This window comes from Bradyrhizobium ivorense, assembly GCF_900696085.1.
Lineage (GTDB): Bacteria > Pseudomonadota > Alphaproteobacteria > Rhizobiales > Xanthobacteraceae > Bradyrhizobium > Bradyrhizobium ivorense.
Genome location: NZ_CAADFC020000029.1, coordinates 55,367 through 74,403 on the forward strand (window position 1 = coordinate 55,367; position 19,037 = coordinate 74,403).

Annotated in this window: 16 protein-coding genes; 8 read left to right on the forward strand and 8 right to left on the reverse strand. The window is 66.4% G+C overall.

Going from position 1 to position 19,037, the window contains the following annotated elements:
• Positions 1–243: 243 nt before the first annotated feature.
• Together CI41S_RS35210 and CI41S_RS35215 are read right to left on the reverse strand one after the other, a co-directional pair.
• Positions 244–1,836, reverse strand: coding sequence for a DHA2 family efflux MFS transporter permease subunit (locus CI41S_RS35210; RefSeq protein ID WP_139863614.1), 1,593 nt, complete (start codon positions 1,834–1,836; stop codon positions 244–246).
• A gap of 211 nt (positions 1,837–2,047) precedes the next feature.
• Entirely contained in the window at positions 2,048–3,262 is a 1,215-nt protein-coding gene (locus CI41S_RS35215; RefSeq protein ID WP_430650063.1) for an HlyD family secretion protein, read from the reverse strand.
• A gap of 243 nt (positions 3,263–3,505) precedes the next feature.
• Between CI41S_RS35215 and CI41S_RS35220 the strand changes: the two genes are divergently transcribed.
• Positions 3,506–4,144: a TetR/AcrR family transcriptional regulator gene (locus CI41S_RS35220; protein WP_139863616.1), complete on the forward strand. Its 639-nt coding sequence runs from the start codon at positions 3,506–3,508 to the stop codon at positions 4,142–4,144.
• Between the two features lie 285 nt (positions 4,145–4,429).
• On the forward strand, positions 4,430–5,272 hold the full coding sequence (locus tag CI41S_RS35225) for a GNAT family N-acetyltransferase (RefSeq protein ID WP_139863617.1): 843 nt from the start codon (positions 4,430–4,432) through the stop codon (positions 5,270–5,272).
• Here CI41S_RS35225 and CI41S_RS35230 read toward each other — a convergent pair.
• The 6 genes from CI41S_RS35230 to CI41S_RS35255 form a co-directional block, all read right to left on the reverse strand.
• On the reverse strand, positions 5,269–7,938 hold the full coding sequence (locus CI41S_RS35230; RefSeq protein WP_139863618.1) for a flavin-containing monooxygenase: 2,670 nt from the start codon (positions 7,936–7,938) through the stop codon (positions 5,269–5,271). The genes CI41S_RS35225 and CI41S_RS35230 overlap by 4 nt on opposite strands.
• Before the next feature lie 201 nt (positions 7,939–8,139).
• On the reverse strand, positions 8,140–9,393 hold the full coding sequence (locus CI41S_RS35235) for a Spy/CpxP family protein refolding chaperone (protein ID WP_139863619.1): 1,254 nt from the start codon (positions 9,391–9,393) through the stop codon (positions 8,140–8,142).
• Between the two features lie 337 nt (positions 9,394–9,730).
• Positions 9,731–10,435 (reverse strand): SDR family oxidoreductase, encoded by a 705-nt coding sequence (locus CI41S_RS35240; protein WP_139863620.1) that lies wholly within the window; start codon positions 10,433–10,435, stop codon positions 9,731–9,733.
• A gap of 89 nt (positions 10,436–10,524) precedes the next feature.
• Positions 10,525–10,719: a hypothetical protein gene (locus tag CI41S_RS35245; RefSeq protein ID WP_139480051.1), complete on the reverse strand. Its 195-nt coding sequence runs from the start codon at positions 10,717–10,719 to the stop codon at positions 10,525–10,527.
• A 126-nt stretch (positions 10,720–10,845) separates the two neighbouring features.
• Complete coding sequence (locus tag CI41S_RS35250) at positions 10,846–11,229, reverse strand: response regulator (protein ID WP_139480050.1); 384 nt, start codon at positions 11,227–11,229, stop codon at positions 10,846–10,848.
• Positions 11,230–11,336: 107 nt separating this feature from the next.
• The gene (locus tag CI41S_RS35255; RefSeq protein WP_139863621.1) at positions 11,337–12,605 is read right to left on the reverse strand and encodes an extensin-like domain-containing protein; all 1,269 of its coding nucleotides are present in this window, start codon (positions 12,603–12,605) and stop codon (positions 11,337–11,339) included.
• Positions 12,606–13,240: 635 nt separating this feature from the next.
• Between CI41S_RS35255 and CI41S_RS35260 the strand changes: the two genes are divergently transcribed.
• From CI41S_RS35260 to CI41S_RS35285, 6 genes are all read left to right on the forward strand, one after another.
• Positions 13,241–14,005 (forward strand): DUF2147 domain-containing protein, encoded by a 765-nt coding sequence (locus tag CI41S_RS35260; RefSeq protein WP_139863622.1) that lies wholly within the window; start codon positions 13,241–13,243, stop codon positions 14,003–14,005.
• Positions 14,006–14,132: 127 nt separating this feature from the next.
• Entirely contained in the window at positions 14,133–15,242 is a 1,110-nt protein-coding gene (locus CI41S_RS35265; protein WP_139863623.1) for an AraC family transcriptional regulator, read from the forward strand.
• A 97-nt stretch (positions 15,243–15,339) separates the two neighbouring features.
• Entirely contained in the window at positions 15,340–16,140 is an 801-nt protein-coding gene (locus tag CI41S_RS35270) for a CPBP family intramembrane glutamic endopeptidase (RefSeq protein ID WP_139863624.1), read from the forward strand.
• 21 nt (positions 16,141–16,161) lie between these two features.
• Positions 16,162–16,776 (forward strand): inner membrane-spanning protein YciB, encoded by a 615-nt coding sequence (locus CI41S_RS35275; protein WP_139863625.1) that lies wholly within the window; start codon positions 16,162–16,164, stop codon positions 16,774–16,776.
• A 156-nt stretch (positions 16,777–16,932) separates the two neighbouring features.
• Positions 16,933–17,247: a hypothetical protein gene (locus CI41S_RS35280; protein WP_229179885.1), complete on the forward strand. Its 315-nt coding sequence runs from the start codon at positions 16,933–16,935 to the stop codon at positions 17,245–17,247.
• 177 nt (positions 17,248–17,424) lie between these two features.
• A complete protein-coding gene (locus CI41S_RS35285; RefSeq protein WP_347339281.1) occupies positions 17,425–18,972 on the forward strand; it encodes a FecR family protein in 1,548 nt (515 codons plus the stop codon).
• Positions 18,973–19,037: the final 65 nt, after the last annotated feature.

Here is a 19,037-nt window from a genome sequence, read left to right on the forward strand (position 1 = left end):
ACAATCGGTAACGTGTTGGGAAGCTTGAGTGACCGGGGATCAGGCCCGATCAGAGCTGCTGGGAGCTAATGCGCGAGCGCGTCCAGCATCATCGAACGCGGGCGTGCGATCTGCATAAACGACGAAATCATGCGCATCTCCCCGGCTCGAGTGACAATATGAAACTTATAAATGCATCACGCCTGATTTGCAAGATGACAAGCGCGTGAGCGCGTCAAACCGCGCCGGTGTGGCCGTAAAGACTCAATGCGCGTCGCCGCCGCTTTCGGCGAGCGAGGTCGGCTTGTTGACCAGCAGCACCAGCAGGCTGAGGGCGGCATAGAACAGCGCCAGCATCAGGAAGGCGTCGCCATAGCCCATCACCGCGGCCTGGCGGTGCACGATCTGCGACAGCTGCTTCATCGCCATCATCGCGGAATCACCCAGGCCCTGCATGCGCTGGGCGAGCATGTTGAGCGTCTCGACCGCGGTGGTGTTGCCCCAGGTGACGCGGTCGTGCAGCCGCGAGATGTGCAGGTCGGTGCGTTCGTTGAGCACCTGGTTGATGATCGCAAGCCCGACCGCGCCGCCGAGATTGCGCATCAGATTGTACAGCCCGGAGGCGTTCTTGACCCGGTCATGCGGCAGCGTGGCGAGCGCGATGTTGTTGGTCGGCACCATCGCGCACATCATGCCGATGCCGCGCAGGATCTGCGGCACCAGCAGCTCGTAGAAATCGTACTCGCGGGTGATCCAGGTCATCTGCCAGGAGCCGAGCGCGAAGGTGACGAGGCCGAAGGCAATGATGTAGCGCAGATCGACCTTCAGCATCAGCCGTCCGACCACCGGCGCCATCAGGAACATCGCCGCGCCCGACACGAACATGGTCTCGCCGATCATCAGCGCGCTGTAGCCGCGGACCTCGGCGAGATAGCGCGGGTAGACATAGGTCAGCCCGTAGAGCCCGATGCCGATGCAGAACTGCAGGAAGCTGCCGACCGCAAAATTGCGGTTGGTGAAGGCGTAGAGGTCGACGATTGGCTCCTCCGCGGTCAGCACCCGCCAGAAGAAGGCGATCGCCGAGACGAAGCCGATCGCGGCACAGGTCGCCACCGAGGTGTCCTGCAGCCATTCGTATTGCGGGCCTTCCTCGAGCACGTATTCCAGCGCGCCGAGGAAGCCGCCCATGAAGATCAGGCCCCACCAGTCGAAGCGCTCCAGCAGTGCGAGATTTGGCTCGTCGAAATCGATCAGCAGCAATGCGCCGATGGTGATGCCGATGCCGGGCACCACGTTGATGAAGAACAGCCAGTGCCACGACATCAGGTCGGTGATGTAGCCGCCCACGGTCGGACCGACGGTCGGCGCCAGCGTCGCGACCAGGCCGATGATCGGCGCCACGATGTGGAACTTGTTGCGCGGGAAGATCAGATAGGCCGAAGCGAACACCGTCGGGATCATGCCGGCGCCGAGAAAACCCTGCAACGCGCGCCACAGGATCATCTGCTCGATCGAGGAGGCGAAGCCGCACAACATGCTGGAGGCGGTGAAGCCGAACGCCGAGATCGCAAACAACAGCCGCGTGCCGAGCGCGCGCGACAGGAAGCCGGACAGCGGGATCGCGATCACCTCGGCGATCAGGTAGGCGGTCTGCACCCACGAGACCTCGGTCGAGCTCGCCGACAGGCCGGCCTGGATTTCGTTGAGCGACGCCGAGACGATCTGGATGTCCAGGATCGACATGAACATCCCGAACACCATGATGATGAACGCGATCAGCCGCTCCGGCCGAATGGTCTCGGAGGCGGGCGGCGCGGCGCTCGTCATCGATGGAGATGCGGTGGTGGTATCAGCCATGGGCTACAGCTCGCTGCTTCCCAACACCTCTCCCCATTGGGGAGAGGTCGGCGCGCAGCGCCGGGTGAGCGGCCGCAGATCCCACGAGAGACGTAACCCCTCACCCGGATTGCATCTGACGATGCAATCCGACCTCTCCCACAGGCGGAGGTGGACTGTCGATGCCGCAACTCTCTGATCCAACGTCATGGCGTTGCGCGCCTTCAATGCATCACTGCGGATGGATAGCCATCGGCGCGTCGAGATCGGTCTCGCTGTCGGCGTCGGCGGCGCCCTCGCGGGTGTCGACGGTGGTGTAGACCGACATGCCGGCGCGCAGCAGGCCCTGCTTGGCGACGCTCGCGGGCACCCGGATGCGGACCGGCAGGCGCTGCACGATCTTGGTGAAGTTGCCGGTGGCGTTGTCCGGCGGCAGCAGCGTGAACACCGAGCCCGCGGCCGGCGAGATGCTGTCGACGATGCCGCTGAACTTGCGGAAGCCGTAGGCGTCGACCTTGATGGTCACGTGCTGGCCGGGGCGGATGCGCTTGAGCTGGGTCTCTTTGTAATTCGCATCGATATAGACGCCCTCAAGCGGCACCACATTGCCGAGCCGCTGGCCGACATTGATGTAATCGCCGGTGTTGACCATGCGGTTGGAGAAGGTGCCGTCGACCGGCGCGCGAACCTTGGTGAATTCGAGATCGCGCTCGGCCCGGGCGAGCTGGGTCCGCAATTCGGCAAGCTGGGCGCGCGCTTCCGCCTGCTGCGCCTTGGTCACCTCGACATTGCTCTTGGCTGCGTCGTAAGCCGCCTTCGCCGAACGCACCGCCGCGGCGCCCTGGTCGCGGCCGGCTTCCGAGACTTCGTACGTCGCGCGCGAGGCAAAACCCTTGGTGTTGAGCGCCTGCTGGCGATCAAAATCGAGATCGGCGCGCTTCAGCCCGGCTTCGGCTGACGTGAGTTGCGCCTGCGCCTGCTCGACCGAACTTTCCGCGGCCAGAACCTGGCGGCCGATGCGCTCGATCGTCGCCTCCTGGGTCGCGATCCTTGTGCGCGCGGCGTCGACCGCGATGCGATAGTCGCCATCGTCGATCCGGAAGATCACGTCGCCGGCGCGCACGACTGCATTGTCGCCGGGCAGGATCGCGGCGATGTGGCCGGCGACGCGGGCGCCGAGCATCGAGTTGTTGGCGCGGACATAGGCGTCGTCGGTCGAGACGTAGAAGCGCCCGACCAGCAGGTAATAAGTGGCGTAGCTTGCGGCGGCGAGCGCGAGCAGGCCGACCACGCCGAGCATCACGAATTTGCGCTTGCCGGACTTTGGCGCCGCAGTTTTAGCGGGCGCGGCGGCCGGCTGCTCCGGCGCAGACGCCGGCGGCGCCTCGGCGGGGCGCTTGGCCTCGTCGGCAGTGGAAGCGTCGCGCGCGACCTCGCCCTCGGCCATCTCAGGCCCGGAACGAACGATGCGTGCAGCCTGGTCTCGTGCTGCGGCCATGGCCGAGGCTCCCCAAAGAAAAATCTCGATGCGTGCGGTGGCGGAAAAAGGGCCATCCAGCGCATCTTTGTCCCCAATGATACCATTGACCGAACGGTTCGGTCAATCTATATTCCCGTCGCGCGGATTATAACGCTTCGATTCTTACCTCGGCCCGTTTTGGGATTGAGTTCTTACCGAGAAGCTAAATCAATGGTTGCAGCCCCGCCCAACCCCCTCCACCTCGTCAGCGACGAGGAGCCGTCGAAGCGCCGCCAGATCCTGGACGGTGCCCGCAAGGTCTTCCTGGAGCTCGGTTTTGACGGCGCCAGCATGGGCGAGATCGCGCGCGCTGCCGGGGTCTCCAAGGGCACCCTCTATGTCTACTTCCCCGACAAGGCCGGGCTGTTCGCGGCCATCGTCGAGGAAGAGAAGCTTGCCAACAGCAAGGTCGCGTTCAATTTCGACCCCACCCGCGACGTCGACACCACCCTCCCCGAGTTCGGCCGCGCCTATGTCGCGGTGCTGTGCCGGCCCGGCGGCGGTTCGGCGATCCGCACCGTGATGGCGATCGCCGAGCGGATGCCCGAGCTCGGCAGCCGGTTCTACACCCATGTGATCGCGCACACCGTCGACCGCTTCGCCGCCTATCTCGAGGCGCGCGCCGCGCTCGGCGAGCTCGTGATCGACGACTATCAGCTCGCGGCCTGGCAGTTCATGCAGATGTGCCAGGCGACACTGTTCCAGGCGTTCATCTTCCAGGCCGCGCCTTCGCCCACACCTGAACGGATCGCAACCGTCGTCGACAGCGCCACCCGCGTGTTCTTTGCGGCGTACCGGCCAAAGGGATGATGCATCCGGACATCGACGTAGAGACCCGGCTGCAAGAACACGTACATCGTCATCACCCGCGAAGTCTCTACGCACTCGCTGTCATCGCCCGGCTCGACCGGGCGATCCAGTATTCCAGAGGCAGCGGTGCTTGAGACGAGAGGCCGCGGCGTACTGGATCGCCCGGTCCACGTGCGCAATCGCGCACAGGCCGGGCGATGACAGCAGTGGGTGGGGACGCAGTGGTTACTGCGGCCAGATGGCGCGCTACTCTGCAGCGAACGTCAATGCGAGGTATCATTCGCCATGAACGACCTCACCATCAGACAGATGCTGCCGGACGAGATCGCGCTTGCGGTGGACTGGGCCGCGGCCGAGGGCTGGAATCCGGGTCTCGCCGACGCCGGCTGCTTTGCCGCCGAGGATCCCGCGGGATTTTTTATCGGCGAGCTCGGCGGGCAGCCGGCCGCGGTGATCTCCTGCGTGAATTACGGCGCGCATTTCTCCTTTCTCGGCTTCTACATCGTGCGTCCGGATCTGCGCGGCCGCGGCCATGGCTTACAGATATGGAACGCCGCGATCGCGCATGCGCGGCCGCGCGTGATCGGGCTCGACGGCGTGGTGGCGCAGCAGGCGAATTACCGGAAGTCCGGCTTCGAGCTCGCCTACGCCAACATTCGCTATGGCGGCACCATCGCGGCACCTCCTGCGCCGAAGGCCGGCATCATCGCACTCACCGATGCGCCGGAAGCGATCGTTGCGGCCGATGACGCCACGGTGTTTCCGGCACCGCGGCCGGCGTTCCTGCACGCCTGGATCACCACGTCAGGACATGTCGGGCGCGCGCTGCTGCGCGACGGCCGGCTGGCCGGCTGGGGCGTGATCCGTCCGTGCCGGAGCGGCCGCAAGATCGGTCCGCTGGTCGCCGACGATCGCGCCGCTGCGGAAGTCGTGCTGTCAGCGCTGCTGGCAAGCACGGGCGGCGGCGAGATCTTCCTCGACGTGCCCGCGGTCAATCGCGACGCGGTGGCGCTGGCGCAGGACCTCGGACTTGCCCCGGTGTTCGAAACCGCGCGGATGTACACCGGCGCGATCCCGCGCTTGCGGATCGATCGCGTGTTCGGAGTGACGACGTTCGAGCTCGGCTAGTTTGCCGCAGCGTTGATCTTCGGCGCTGCCACGTTGTCCTGCTCAAGTTCCTCCGGCAGTCCCGCAAACCGCCGCAGCGCACGTGCCATTTTCGCGCGGGCGCTGACGGCGGTGATGATGACGTCGACCATCACGAAGGACGAGTGGAAGTGGCCGTGGCCCTTGAGCTGCTCGACCTCGACGCCGGCCTTGGCCAGCGCCTCGGCATAGGCATTGCCCTCGTCACGCAGCGGATCGAACTCGGCGGTGGCGATGAACGCCGGCGGCAGCCCTTCGAGCTTGCCGCGCAGCGGCGCGACGCGCGGATCGGTGCGGTCGGCCGGCGAACAGTACAGGTCCCAGAACCAGTACATCAGCCCACGCGTGAGGAAGTAGCCCACCGCGTTGTCGACATAGGACGGCCGGTCGAAGGTCGAGTCGGTCACCGGGCAGATCAGGAGCTGGCCCGCGATCTCGGGCCCGCCGCGCTCGCGCGCGAGCTGGCAGGTGACGGCGGCGATGTTGCCGCCGGCGCTCCAGCCTGCGATCAGCAGCGGCCCGGACCTGCCGCCGAGCTCGGCGGTGTGGGCGGCAATCCAGCGCGCCGCGGCGTAGCCGTCCTCGGCCGCAGCCGGGAAGCGATGCTCGGGCGCGTGGCGATAACCGACACTGACGACGATCATGCCGGTGCGCCGGCACAGATCGCGGCAGAACGGATCGTCAGACATTTCGTCGCCGAGCACCCAGCCGCCGCCGTGGAAATACACCACGACCGGATGCGGCCCCGGCGTCGCCGGCCGGTAGAGCTTGTAGGGCAGCGGACCATCGGCGCCCTGCAGCATGCCGCTGCCGACCTCGCCGACCGGACGCCCGGCGGGACGGCCCTTGTTGAACTCGGTGAGGAAGTCGCGCGCGCCCTGCGCGCCCATGGTCTCGAGCGGCGGCAGGTTCATCTCGCCGAGCATGTTCAGCACCAGCCGCACGTCGGGTTGCAGCCGCACGATCTCGCCGTCATTGCATTGCTCGGCGACACCGGGGCCGGTGAGCTTGAAGCCGAGCATGCCGCGGCTGACGACCTCGTTGCAGATGCTGCGGTACGGACCGACGCCGCCGGTATAGGGCATCACGACCTGCGGCTTGCCGGGCACGTTGGCGCCCGTGTACCAGGTGTTGGCGAGCCGGTGCAGCGTCAGCATCGAACAGTCCGCGACGTGGCGCTGCCAGCCGGCCTGCGCCGTGTCGGTCGCCTCCATCGTGGTGAAGCCGGCGTCGCGCAGCGCCGCGATGCGCTCGACCACCCAGTCGACATGCTGCTCGATCGACACCGCCATGTTCGACAGCACCGACGGACTGCCGGGACCGGTGATCATGAACAGATTGGGGAAGCCCGCGACGGTGACGCCGAGATAGGTCTGCGGTCCCTGCGCCCAGACATCCGACAGCGACTTGCCGCCGCGGCCGGAGATCGGATGCACCGCCATGATGGCGCCGGTCATGGCGTCGAAGCCGGTGGCGAACACGATGACGTCGACGTCGAAGCTGCGGCCGTTGGTCGAAATGCCGCTGGCGGTGATTTGCTTGATCGGCTCCTGCCGCAGATTCACCAGCGTGACGTTGGGCCGGTTGTAGGTCGCGTAGTAATTGGTATCGAGGCAGGGCCGCTTGGCGCCGAACGGATGGTCATAGGGCGTGAGTGCCTCCGCGGTCTCGGGATCCTTGACGACCGCGCGGACTTTTTCGCGGATCAGATCGGCGACCAGCCGGTTGCCGTCGACGTCGACGCCCTGGTCGGCCCACAGCTGGGTGAGAATGTGGACGAGGTCGCCCGCCGCCCATGCCTTCTCGAAACGTTCGCGGCGCTCGGCGTCGCTGAGCTGCCAGCTCACCGCCGTCTGCTGCGGATACGGCACGCCGGTCATCGACCAGCGCGCCTGATCGCGATAGGCGGCGCGATCGGTCTCGAAATAGGTCTTGCGATCCTCCGGCGGCGGGCCGTTGCCCGCAGGCAATGCAAAGTTCGGCGTGCGCTGGAACACGGTGAGCTGCGCCGCCTGCTCGGCGATCAGCGGGATCGACTGGATGCCGGACGAGCCGGTGCCGATCACCGCGACGCGCTTGCCCTTGAGATCGACGCCTTGATGCGGCCAGCGGCCGGTGAAGTAGATCTCGCCCTTGAAGTCCTTGACGCCGTCGATCTCCGGCGGCTTCGGCGACGACAAGCAGCCGGTCGCCATGATGTAATAGCGGCACGCGATCGGGCCGTTGTTGGTCGCGAGCTGCCAGCGTTCGCTCGCATCGTCCCAGGTCGCCTGCGTGACCTTGGTGCCGAAGCGGATGTCGCGGCGCAGATCATAGCGGTCGGCGACGAAGCCGAGATAGCGCAGGATTTCCGGCTGGGTCGCGTATTTCTCCGACCAGGTCCAGGCTTTGTCGAGCTCGGGATCGAACGTGTAGCTGTAATCGATGGTCTGGATGTCGCAGCGCGCGCCGGGATACCGGTTCCAGTACCAGGTGCCGCCGACGTCGCCGCCCTCTTCCAGCGCCACCGCCGACAGACCGGCCTTGCGCAGCCGATGCAACAGATAAAGGCCGGCGAAGCCGGCGCCGACCACGACAGCGTCGATCTGCTGTGTGGTTCCGCTCTGCGTGGAGTCCGAAGCGCGTGCTGCAACCGCTGCGTCTGGCATGCCATTCCTCCCGAGTGTTTTGATTTTGGAAGAAGGCTAGTCCTGCGCATTCAGTTTGTCATCACGACAAGTGCAATCTCTGGTCACGATATTTGCGACACGCGCAGTTCTGCTGCGCGAGATGCAGCGTGTAGACGCAACTTTCGCCTGTCATTGCGAGCGAAGCGAAGCAATCCATCGCGCCGCATATGGGATGAAAAATCACACCCCCCGCTTCTTCGGACCGAGCCCCTCGAACTGCGTCTTCTGCTCGTCGCTCAGGTTCCAATGGAAATCGTCGACCGCGTCGTTCACGCTCATGATCGCCTCTCGCATCGCTTCCAACCGCGCCTTTGCGGCTCTCAGGCGGGCCGGCGGCGTGAGCGCGTCTTTTGGCGGACATGCACTTAAGGCTTCCATGGTGCCCGTCGCAGTGTCCTGCACCACTTCGAGCGCGGCGCGTTGGGTATCGTTCAGTTTCAGGCTGGCGGCGATGTCGTCGAGGGGCCATTGCTGGGCGACGAGCTGGCGGTATTGCTTTTCGGCCTGTTGCTCGTCCTGCGGTTCGCGGCTCGCCTTGCAGGCGGCGTCCTGCATCTCCCTCAGCTTCGCGGCCGCAGCGTTAGTGCGGGGGTCGCGTTCGGGCGCATTGAACCGCGCCTTCTGCTCATCGCTTAGGAGATCGTAGAATTTTTGAAATGGCAGCTGAACGGCTGCAACTGCGCTCAGCATTGCGTCGACGCGGCTCAGCATGGCCGCGAACCGCTCCAGCGCGGTGGTAGCGGCCTGTGCCGGACAGGAGGCGCGGATGATATCGCCGGCGGAAATCCAGGCGCTCGCGAGCTCGTCGAAGGCTGTGCGCTGCGCCTCGTTCGCCGCGACCACCCGGCCGATCCGCTCGAGGGGAAGGCCGGTCGTCTCGGCGGTGTCGCCGCTACAGAGCTCCTGCACGGAGGGCGCTTTGCGATGCCGCCTCGCGGCGGGGCGCTCGGCCGCAAACGCCGAGAGATCGCTCGCTGCGTAAGGCGAGAAGATCGCGGCGTAGAGATCGCCGTAGCCATAGGCCCAGAAGCCGCTGCCATCATTGAGAAGCGCGTAGTCATAGAGATCGCTATAGGCGAACGGCCAGAAGAGCGGACCGACCCAGCCGTATGACCCGTCGGAGTGCTGCCACCAGCCTTGCGCAGCTCGGCCGCCCTGCCAGCCGGCCAGCGCCACGACCGCAGTGAGCTGCGCGCGCTCACTTGGGCGGATCGACTCGGCGGCGGGGCGAAGATCTTGCGGTCTTAAAGCAGCCATTCGGACGCGGCTGTGGCGCGCCGCCATGCGTGCGTGGCGGCGACCTGCGACCGACAGCATGCCGGCCATCGCGAAGCGCGCGACACTCACGGGGCCGCCAACGCGCAGGCGGAAGCCCGCCTCGGCCGCGCTCGGCAGCGCTCCCAGAACGACCAATGCGACGCCGGCCGCAGCCATTCCAAGGTTGGACTTTGACATGACCGCTCCCTTGGCTTCCCTCCTTGGCGGCCAGGCCGCATCGCGTCACAAATATGACTCGCAGCGAAACCGAAAGTTCCCGCCGTTTTCATTCCGGTGAACCTGCGGTCGATCGTCAGGTTCGAGACGACGTAGTCGATCTCACCCCGCGTGATGCTGATGTCCATTAACTCGCCGCCCGTCAGCCGGCATAGCTGGTCCGCGGCCTTCGCATTTGCACCACTCACGAAACGCTTTCCAATATGCTTCGAGGGGACATGATTGTTGTCACACCCCAGGTGTTCGATTTGCTTGCGACGACTTATGAGTGCACGCCCTAGATCGACCGCATCAATCCGCCGTCGACGCGGATGTTCTGGCCGGTGATGTAGCCCGCACCGTCGGAGACGAGGAACGCGATGGTCGCCGCGATCTCTTCCATCTTGCCGTAGCGCTGCATCGGCACGCTGTCGCGGCGCGCATCGGTGGCCGGCAGGCTGTCGATCCAGCCCGGCAGCACGTTGTTCATGCGCACATTGTCGGCGGCATGGCTGTCGGCGAACAGTTTTGTGAAGGCCGCGAGTCCGGCGCGGAACACCGCCGAGGTCGGAAACATCGCGCTTGGCTCGAACGCCCAGGCGGTCGAGATGTTGACGATGGCGCCCGACTTCTGCGCCTGCATGATCGGCGCGACGAGACGCGTCGGGCGGATCACGTTCATTAGATAGACGTCGAGCCCGGTGCGCCACTGCTCGTCGGTCAATTCCAGCACCGCCGCGCGCGGACCGTGGCCGGCGCTGTTGACCAGCGCGTCGATACGGCCCCAGCGCGCCATCACGCCGTCGACCGCGCGCTTGAGATCGTCGTTCGAGCGGTTCGAGCCGGTGAAGCCGAGGCCGCCGAGCTCATTCGCCAGCGCCTCGCCCTTGCCCGACGACGACAGGATGGCGACGCTGAAACCGTCAGCGGCGAGCCGCCGCGCCGCCGCCGCGCCCATGCCACTGCCGCCCGCGGTGACGAGCGCGACTTTTTCTGCTGCCATGATCTGATATCCCCGTGATGACGAAGCTGATGCTAGATCTATCACCTGATATCGCGCGGCGCGACAGCACTCCGCTGCGCGATGTCGCACTACTTCCTGAACACCTGCTTCGAGGCGGCATCGAACCTGGCGATGGGCCGATCCAGCTGCCACAGCTCGACATCGTGGCTCTCGACCAGGCGGCTCGCCGATGTAACGGCCTGGTCGTCATCGGCGCAATCCAAATTGACCACGCCGATCGAACGGCTGTGCGCCCCGACGATATATGCGCGATAGGTAGTCATGTTCGCTCTCCAAATGCGGTGCAGCCCGTTGCGAACGAGATGCCTGCCGCGAAGATGAGCGCGAGCGCGTATGAATTCGAGAAGGATTGCTTGCGGAAGGTATAAAGGCCGAATAAGCGCCGGCCGTCACGGCCGCGGCGCAGCCTTGACCAGCTTGGCCACCGCCGCGACCAGTTCATCCGGCGAGAACGGCTTCTTCAAGAGCGCGCTATCCGGCACGCCGCGGGTCGGCCATTCATCACCGCCGCCGCCGGTGATGTAGAGCACCGGGAACGACGGATCGATCTCGCGCGCGCCGCGTGCGACGCGCCAGCCGTCGAGCCGGCCGAGCAGACGGATGTCGGTGACGAGCGCGCTGTACTTGGTCCGGAACGCCTTCAGCAGCGTCAGCGCTTCCTCGCCGGAGGGCGCGATCGCAGGCTCAAAGCCGCCGTCCCTCAGCGCGTCCTCCACCATCATCTGGAGGTCACGGTCGTCTTCGATGACGAGAATGATCGGCGCGTCTTGCAAAACTGTCCCCCAGTATCCAGCCGGGCGTGCCCGACTCAGCGAGCATATGCAGCAAAAGTGGCCACCGTTTGCACGGTGTCACCCAGTAGAAATACGGGCGTCCTGCCCTATTCGTCGAGGAATTCGTCTTCGTCGTAAGCGCCCGCCTTGCCCCGCGGGGACGGCTTTCTGCCGCCAAGTGAACCTGTGACATAAGGTTCGCGCGCTGCATAGGGGTTGCGCGCCCCGGCGCGTGCGGCGACCTCGTCGCCGGAGACCGCCGCCGGCTGGCAAATCACGCGCCGGCTGGCCCGGCGCATCAGGTCCACATGGATGTGGTCGTAGTGATAGACGTTGGAGCCCGGCGCCAGCACGGTGTTGAACTGCTGGCAGGCCGCGGCCTGGACGTCGCGTAGAAAACCCTGCTCCTCGGGGAGGCCCTTCCAGCCGTTCTTCACCACGATGCGGCGGCCGTCGGCGAGCGTGAAGGCGGCGATGTCGAGCGCGTTGCCGAAGGCGTGTTCGGAAATATGCGCATGCGGATTGCCGTTCATGCCGCGGCAGGAATAGGCCGAGATCTGCTTGATCTCGACCACGCGCGCGCCGAACCAGCGCTGCGCCGCCGGCTGCACGGAATCGGCGAGCCAGCGCTCGAGCGCCGAGACGATCGGGCACGCCAGCGTGGCCGCCGGCTTCACCGCGACCGGGCCGACCGCCATCACCGGGTTGCCGCTCGACGGGCCGAGCCGTGGCGGCGCGGCGTCAGCCGGCTGCTGGGAGTAAGGTGCCGGTGAGTAAGGCGCGGCGGCGCGCTCGCGCTGCGGGTTGGCCGGCAGGCCCGGATAGTAGGGACGTTCACCGCGCGGCTCGGGCGTGCCCTCGGGCGGCAGGTCGATCTCGTCCTGCTGCGGCGGAACGCCGGGCGCCGACAGCGAGATCGGTCCGTTCGACTGGTTGCCGTAGCCCGAGTTCGGCTGATTGCCATAACTCTGCTGAGCGCCATAGCCCGGCTGGCTGCCATAGCCTGACTGGGGCTGATCGGGATAGGGCGCCTGCGCCGGCGGCGGGCTCGGTTGCCGGTTGATCGGCCAGCGCGGCTGGTTGCCGATCGCTGCGGGCGGACGCAGACTATCGTCGGCAAAGCCATAGGCCGAGCTGCTCTCGCCAAGTGCTGCCACCTTGAGCGGGAACTCGGCGCCGCAGACGCCGGGACCGGAGATCGGATCGATGCGGACGAGGTCGGGGCCTTCCTTGACCGCGCCGGATTTCAAACATGCGGCTTCGGCCTCGGCCCGCCACGGCTCGCGCTCGGCAGTCTGAAACAGACCGCGACCGCAACCAGCCAGCGAAACAAGGACAAGGGAGCCGACGAGATACAAACGAACTCCACGCGTCATGCCGCGCAGGTTCTTCGAACTTAATTAAAAGACTCTTCAACGCATTGATGTCAGGAGTCTTTAACCATGCGGCGGAACCCGGCCGCGCGATCGCGCGCCGATTAGGTCTTTACTCCATTCTCCTTGTGATTGTGTCTAGCAATGATGCACTCTGGGGAAAGAGAAGCCGACGGCCCAAAATATACTTGGGGAACCATCAACACTTTGATTCGACATTCGTTTTCGGGTGCATCGCAACTGGGCGTTGCGGCCGGATGCCGAGGCTGGACAGCAGGACTGACTTTTTAGGTCGGGAACGACTTGCTACCCTTTAGAGTTAATGCGGGCAGCGTTGTGAACCGAGGGAGTTTCCCAATGGATTTCGCGAGTCCTCTGCTGAGCAAGCTGAGCATTGTGGCCGCGTACATCGCGTTAGCCTTTGTCGGCGCCATCATTCTCGGCGTGTTCTGATCATCGACCAGGCAAGTAGTTTTGAGCGCCCGGCGGCCGCCCTCGCCGGGCGCTTTGCATTTCAGGGACCCCTAACGAGCCAGCGTGACCCGTATCACAGAAGCCGCGCCTGACGGCGCGTAGCCTCCTCGGCAATCCGATGCAACCAGGCGCGGATGCGTCGCCACTCTCGAGGGGAGACTGTGATGAAGAAGCTCGTTGCAATCGCCGCGCTGCTGATGGCCACGACGACCGCCCATGCCGGCGGTGCGGGCATCACCTTTCAGGTCGACGGCCAGCGCATCCATATCGAGGCGCCGCGCAACTGCAACGCGATGTCCTGCATCCGCATCTCGGCGCCCGGCTATAACGGCACGCTCGGCAATATCAATCTCAAGGGCCTTGGTTCGAAGTCGACCGACGATGACGATGTCGTCTCGGACGCGCCGCCGCCGGCGCCGCCCGCTCCCGCGCCGGTTCAGGCCGCCCCGCCGCGGCCGCAACCTGTCGCACCCGCTGCCGCCGTGGCACCGCCCGCACCTCCTCCTGCGCGAGCCGCGACGGTCGCGACTGCAGCGCCGGCGCCGGTTGATGCCGCGCCCGTCGCACCTGCGCCGGCCCCGGTCGCCGCACAGCCCGCGCCGCAGCCGCAGGCCGCTCCCGCCGCCGCAGCGCCGGCACCCGCGCCGACCGGACCGATCGGCGTCTGGGCCACCGAGGAGAACAAGGGCAACGTCCGCGTCGAAACCTGCGGCGCCAATCTGTGCGGCTACTCGGAAAAGACCAACGAACGGATCCTGATCAACATGAAGCCCGAGGGCAGCAAGTGGAGCGGCCGCATCCACGATCCCAATTCAGGCCGCAACTACGACTCGACGATCGCGATGAAGGGCCCCAATGCGATGCGCGTGCAGGGCTGTGCCTTCGGCGGCATGTTCTGCGGCGGCCAGACCTGGAAGCGGGTCAGCTAAGCGCGCGAATTCGAAGATTGCCCGATGTCCGCTTCCGCCCGGAGGCGGGCATCGGCGTGTGGGCTGCAGCTTCAAGCCGATCGCCGGAAACGCTATAAGACGTGCGTCGAACCGAGGGCGGCTTGCGATGGCGTTGACGGCTCTTGATCTCGGCCTCCGCGGCGCGGTGGTCGGACTCTTTCTCGTGGTGTGTGCGGTGCTGCTGCTACGCACCGCGGCGGTGCACCGCGCCGCGCATTTGGGCGCGGCGCTGGGCGTGGCCGGTGCGGCCTATGCGATTTCCACCGCGCCATACTTTCCGCTGTGGTCGTTCGGCTGGAGTTCTCCCTTCATCGCGCTGGCGATGGGTTCTCCCGTCATTCTTTGGCTTTGGGCGCGCGCGATCTTCGACGAGGGTTTTGCGCTGCGGCCCTGGCATGGTGCGGTGTGGGTGCTGGTCGCCGGCCTCGGCCTCATGACCTTCAATGGCTCGACGAATTGGCCTGGCCTTGCGGCGATCTGCGGCCGCCTCTTGGCGCTGGCATCGATCGGCTTCGCCCTGCTGGCGGTGGCGCAGATTCCGAAAGGCTGGCGCAACGCCATCGCGACGCCGCGCGGGCGGCTGCTGGTCGCGCTGATCGTCGGGATCAGCGTCCAGATCGTGCTCAGCGCCGGTGCCGGGCTTGCCGCGATTCCGTTTCGCGCCATCAGCCTGACCGTCGCGCTGGGCCTCGGCACGTTCGGCGTGCTGTCGGTCTGGATGATGGTGTTCGATCCGCCCGAAAACCTACCGGCTGTCGCCGCAGCCGGCGGCGGCAATGGCCAGGCTGCCCGGGCGCCGGGCCCGCTTGCGGACGCCGGCCTGTCGGCCCCGGACCATGCCGCGCTCCACCGCCTCAGGCATCTGATGGCGAGCGAGCGAAGCTATCGGCAGGAGGGGCTGACCATCGGCGTGCTGGCGGTCAGGCTCGGCATGCCGGAATACCGGCTGCGCACGCTGATCAATGACGGGCTCGGCCACCGCAACTTCAACGCCTTTCTCAACCGCTACCGTCTCGACGAAGCGAAAGCTGCGCTGGCCGATCGCGGCCAGGCCGAGGTACCGGTGCTGACGATCGCGCTCGACGCCGGCTTCCAGTCGCTGGCGCCGTTCAACCGCGCCTTCAAGGCCGACACCGGATTGACCCCGACCGAGTTTCGCCGTCGGGCCGCGGCCGGGCCAACCACCGATGCGGCGGAAATCGCCTCCTCAAACTGACAATCGCTCCTCGGTTTCGAAATTCGATAGGCGCAACGCCGCGCGATCTGCCTGACTGTGCCGATGACAGCACTGCTTCGGGAGTTCGCAGGTGAACATGGCCATACTGGACGGCGGCGCCGGATCCACGGCGCCTCAGGCCAAGGCGGGCAGCGTCGGCTGGCGCGAAGGCATCGTTGTGCTCGCGATGGTGCTGGCGCCGGTCGCACTGGCCGTGCTTCTGACCGCCGCCGGTGCTCTGGCCTACGCAAGCTGGAAAATCGTTTACAGGGACGTCGTTGAAATCCCGACATGGCGGAGTCTTCAGCCGTTCGGGATGCTGGCCTATGTGGTCAGCAGCTGGATTGCGGTCGCGGCGGCCTGGCGCTGGTCGCAGCGACGCTGCTTGCGCCGCGAGGTGTTTCTGTTCCGCCGGCTGACTTGGCCGGCCACCACTGCGAGCCTCGTGGGATTCCTGGTTGCGCTCTACGGCGCCCCGGCCGCGACACATTGGTTGTCGCACGTCACCGGCGGCGCAGGCCCGGGCGGCCGGATCGATTTCCACAGCCCGTACATGACCGCGATCTACCTCGTGCTGTTCGTGGTCACGGCGCCGCTGTGCGAGGAAATTCTGTATCGCGGGCTGCTGGTGGCCTGGCTGCGCCGGATCGGCTGGCACGATTCCGCGATCTGGCTGGTGGGCAGCCTGATCTTCGGGGCCAATCACATCATTCCGTTCAGCCTGGTCTGGAGCGTGGTCATCACCGCCTTCGGCGCCATCCTGTTTGGGTTGCGCCTGCGCTACGACTCCCTGACGCCCGCTTGGCTCACCCATGTGCTATTCAATGCGCAACCATTTCTGATCCTGCCGCTGATCAGCCGGATCGCGCCCGCATTGCACCCTGGATCCATCTCCTGAAGATAGCGAGTTCAAGCAACGATGAAGCATTTCCTCAACGCGGCCAAATTGCTGTTTCTCGACCTGGCGTCGACGCTGTTCTTTCTCGTCGTCTATCTCTTGACCCACAACACAGCGCTGGCGGTCGGCCTCGGCATCGCATTCGGCCTTGTGCAAATCGGCAGCCAGTTGATCCGCCGCAGGCCGGTCCACGCCATGGAATGGCTGAGCCTGTCCCTCATCATCGTCGCGGGCATCGCGACGCTGCTCACCCACGATCTGCGCTTCGTGCTGTTCAAGCCGAGCGTGATCTACGCGATCGTCGGCATCGTGATGCTCAAGCGCGGCTGGCTGAACCGCTATGTGCCCGAGATTGCACGGACGGTGGCGCCCGACATTGCCACGGCCGTGGGCTACGCCTGGGCCGGGCTGATGTTCGTGTCCGCCGCGGTGAATGCCTTCGTCGCGCTGACCTGCAGTCTCGAGACCTGGGCCGTGGCCATGCCGATCTACGGCATCGTCAGCAAGGTGGCGGTGTTCGTCGGCGGATTTGCCGTGCTGCGCATGACCGTGCGGCGCCGCCTCCACGCCATGCCGGCCGACCAGCGTGATGCGCTGCTGGCGCTCGACAGCGGGACGGCGACGGCCTCGCCATGACGGCCAATCCGCGGGTCCGATCTCGCTTGGTTAACGAAACAAACGGAGCGCGCGACGAAACCATTTTGGCGTCGCGACGAAGAATTGCGGAAACCAAGCGCCCCTAGTCATGCAGCCGACGCACCGCTTCGATGCGCTCGACACAAGGGGGACAAGATGGCTTTCACCGCACTTCGTCACGGCAAACTGCTGGCTGCCACCGCGTTCGCGCTGGGTTTGTTGACCTCGGCCGCGTACGCCTACACTGACGAGCAGCAGCAGATGTGCGCCGGCGATGCGATGCGGCTGTGCAGCGCCGACATTCCCGACGTCGATCGCGTCACAGCCTGCATGATCCGCCAACGCGCGCAGCTCAGCGACGGCTGCAAGGCGGTTTTCCACTACGTGCCGCCGGCGCCGCAGCCCGCGAGCTATTCGCCGGCAGCCAAGCCGGGCAAGCCGCTCACGATTACCCCGCACAAGCGCGGCTGACCATTTCATCCAAGATCGAACACGCACCGCCGCCTCCCAAGGAAGGCGCGGTGCTTGATCGTTCCGGTCTGCCAAAATAACCTGACAAGACAACAAGGCGAGACCGTTCATTCGGCATTCAGCCTGACACGGCTCAATTGCCTCTCCGTCCGAATGCTCCCCCGGGAATTCATGCTGATGCGGCGCAGGCTGTCTTTCGCGCTTCTGCTGGGTGTCGGCGTCATGGTTGGCTGGCACACGCGAGCTGTCGCGGCGCCGGACCTGACGCGGCTTGCGCAGGCGCAACCTGTACCGGCGCCTGCACCTCCTCCAGCGCCCGCTGCAACGCCCGCCCCAGCCGCAACGCCTGCGCCCGCGACCCCGGCTCCGGCCGCGAGCGCGCAGGCCGCGGCGCCCGAGCCGATCGGCAACGTCGCGACATTGACCGGCACCGCGACCGTCAAGCGCAACAACGCCACTACGCCGCTGCAGATCCGCGACGACATCTTCGCCAATGACGAGGTCGCGACCGCGGCGACCTCCTCGCTCGGCATCACCTTCAACGACGGCACCACGTTCAACCTGCGGGCCTCGACCCGGATCACGATCGACAGCTACGTCTATGAAGACGGCGGCAAGCAGAACAGCGCGCTGTTCGACGTCGTCAGGGGAACCGCGGCGTTCGTCGCCGCTGCCGTCGCCAAGACCGGCGACATGAAAATCTCGACACCGACCGCGACGCTCGGCATCCGCGGCACCACCGGCCTCGTCGAGGTGCCCGAAGGCGCGACCGCGACCAGCAACAATGTCGGCATCAAGCTCTATCCCGACGAGGACGGCCATGTCGGGCGCATCGAGGTTCATGACCGCGGCGGCACCTCGCTCGGCGTGCTGACGCGCGCGGCGAGTGGCTTTGCGATTCGCCCCGGCGTCGGCGGAGTGCGTTTCGCCGCGGTGCCGCTGACGATCTCGCCGCAGCAGATCACCCGCGACCGCGGCTTTGTCCGCCAGGTGCACACCGCGCAATCGCTCGGCCGCCAGGTGGTGAGCGAGCAGCGCGATTTCCGCCGCGCCAATCCGGACTTCCGCCGCAGCAATCCGGCGGCGCCCTATCCGAACCGCGGCCAGCCGGTGCAGCCGAACCAGCAGCGGCCGAACGCCCTGCCGGGCCAGAACCGCAACGCACCGGGCCAGCCGGGTCAGCAGAACCGTCCGGGTCAGTTGCAGCAGCAGCCCGGCCAGCAAAACCGTCCCGGCCAGCCGCAGCGGCCGGGCACGCCGGGCCGGCAGGGCTTGCAGCAGCCGGGCACGCAGCAGCAGGGCGCGGCGGGTCATGCTTTGCCCGGGCAGCCCGGCGGCGCGGCGCTGCCGCGCACGCCCGGTGCGCAGACGCCGGCCGGACAGCGGCCGACGGGACAACAGCCGGCGGGACAACAGCCGGGACGCCAGGAGCCTGCGCGTCAGGGCGGCTTGCAGCCGGGACGCCCGCAGCAGCAGCCCAGCGTGCAGCAACCGGGCGGCGTGCGGCAACCTGGCCAACTGCAGGGCCAGCCCGGCTACCCGCGCCAGGGCCTTGCACCGCCGGTGCCGGGACAGATACGGCCGGGCTTCCAGCAAGCGGTGCCGGGCGGCCGGCTCGTGCCCGGCCTGCTGCGGCCAGGCGCACAGCCGCGCCCCGGCGTCCAGCAGCAGCGGCGACCGCCACCAGCGCGGCAAGGGAAACCGCCCAAGGACCAGCGTCAGTAGATCAGACACCCGAGCGCGGCACGGGCGACAACGCGCCAGTGCCGCGCGCGAGATCGACGAACGCC

Bases quoted from the DNA above. Each gene is read 5' to 3' on its own strand.
- CI41S_RS35210 (WP_139863614.1), bottom strand. From the start codon at position 1,836: ATGGCTGATACCACCACCGCATCTCCATCGATGACGAGCGCCGCGCCG.
- CI41S_RS35215 (WP_430650063.1), bottom strand. From the start codon at position 3,262: ATGGCCGAGGGCGAGGTCGCGCGCGACGCTTCCACTGCCGACGAGGCC.
- CI41S_RS35220 (WP_139863616.1), top strand. From the start codon at position 3,506: ATGGTTGCAGCCCCGCCCAACCCCCTCCACCTCGTCAGCGACGAGGAG.
- CI41S_RS35225 (WP_139863617.1), top strand. From the start codon at position 4,430: ATGAACGACCTCACCATCAGACAGATGCTGCCGGACGAGATCGCGCTT.
- CI41S_RS35230 (WP_139863618.1), bottom strand. From the start codon at position 7,938: ATGCCAGACGCAGCGGTTGCAGCACGCGCTTCGGACTCCACGCAGAGC.
- CI41S_RS35235 (WP_139863619.1), bottom strand. From the start codon at position 9,393: ATGGCTGCGGCCGGCGTCGCATTGGTCGTTCTGGGAGCGCTGCCGAGC.
- CI41S_RS35240 (WP_139863620.1), bottom strand. From the start codon at position 10,435: ATGGCAGCAGAAAAAGTCGCGCTCGTCACCGCGGGCGGCAGTGGCATG.
- CI41S_RS35245 (WP_139480051.1), bottom strand. From the start codon at position 10,719: ATGACTACCTATCGCGCATATATCGTCGGGGCGCACAGCCGTTCGATC.
- CI41S_RS35255 (WP_139863621.1), bottom strand. From the start codon at position 12,605: ATGACGCGTGGAGTTCGTTTGTATCTCGTCGGCTCCCTTGTCCTTGTT.
- CI41S_RS35260 (WP_139863622.1), top strand. From the start codon at position 13,241: ATGAAGAAGCTCGTTGCAATCGCCGCGCTGCTGATGGCCACGACGACC.
- CI41S_RS35265 (WP_139863623.1), top strand. From the start codon at position 14,133: ATGGCGTTGACGGCTCTTGATCTCGGCCTCCGCGGCGCGGTGGTCGGA.
- CI41S_RS35270 (WP_139863624.1), top strand. From the start codon at position 15,340: ATGGCCATACTGGACGGCGGCGCCGGATCCACGGCGCCTCAGGCCAAG.
- CI41S_RS35275 (WP_139863625.1), top strand. From the start codon at position 16,162: ATGAAGCATTTCCTCAACGCGGCCAAATTGCTGTTTCTCGACCTGGCG.
- CI41S_RS35280 (WP_229179885.1), top strand. From the start codon at position 16,933: ATGGCTTTCACCGCACTTCGTCACGGCAAACTGCTGGCTGCCACCGCG.
- CI41S_RS35285 (WP_347339281.1), top strand. From the start codon at position 17,425: ATGCGGCGCAGGCTGTCTTTCGCGCTTCTGCTGGGTGTCGGCGTCATG.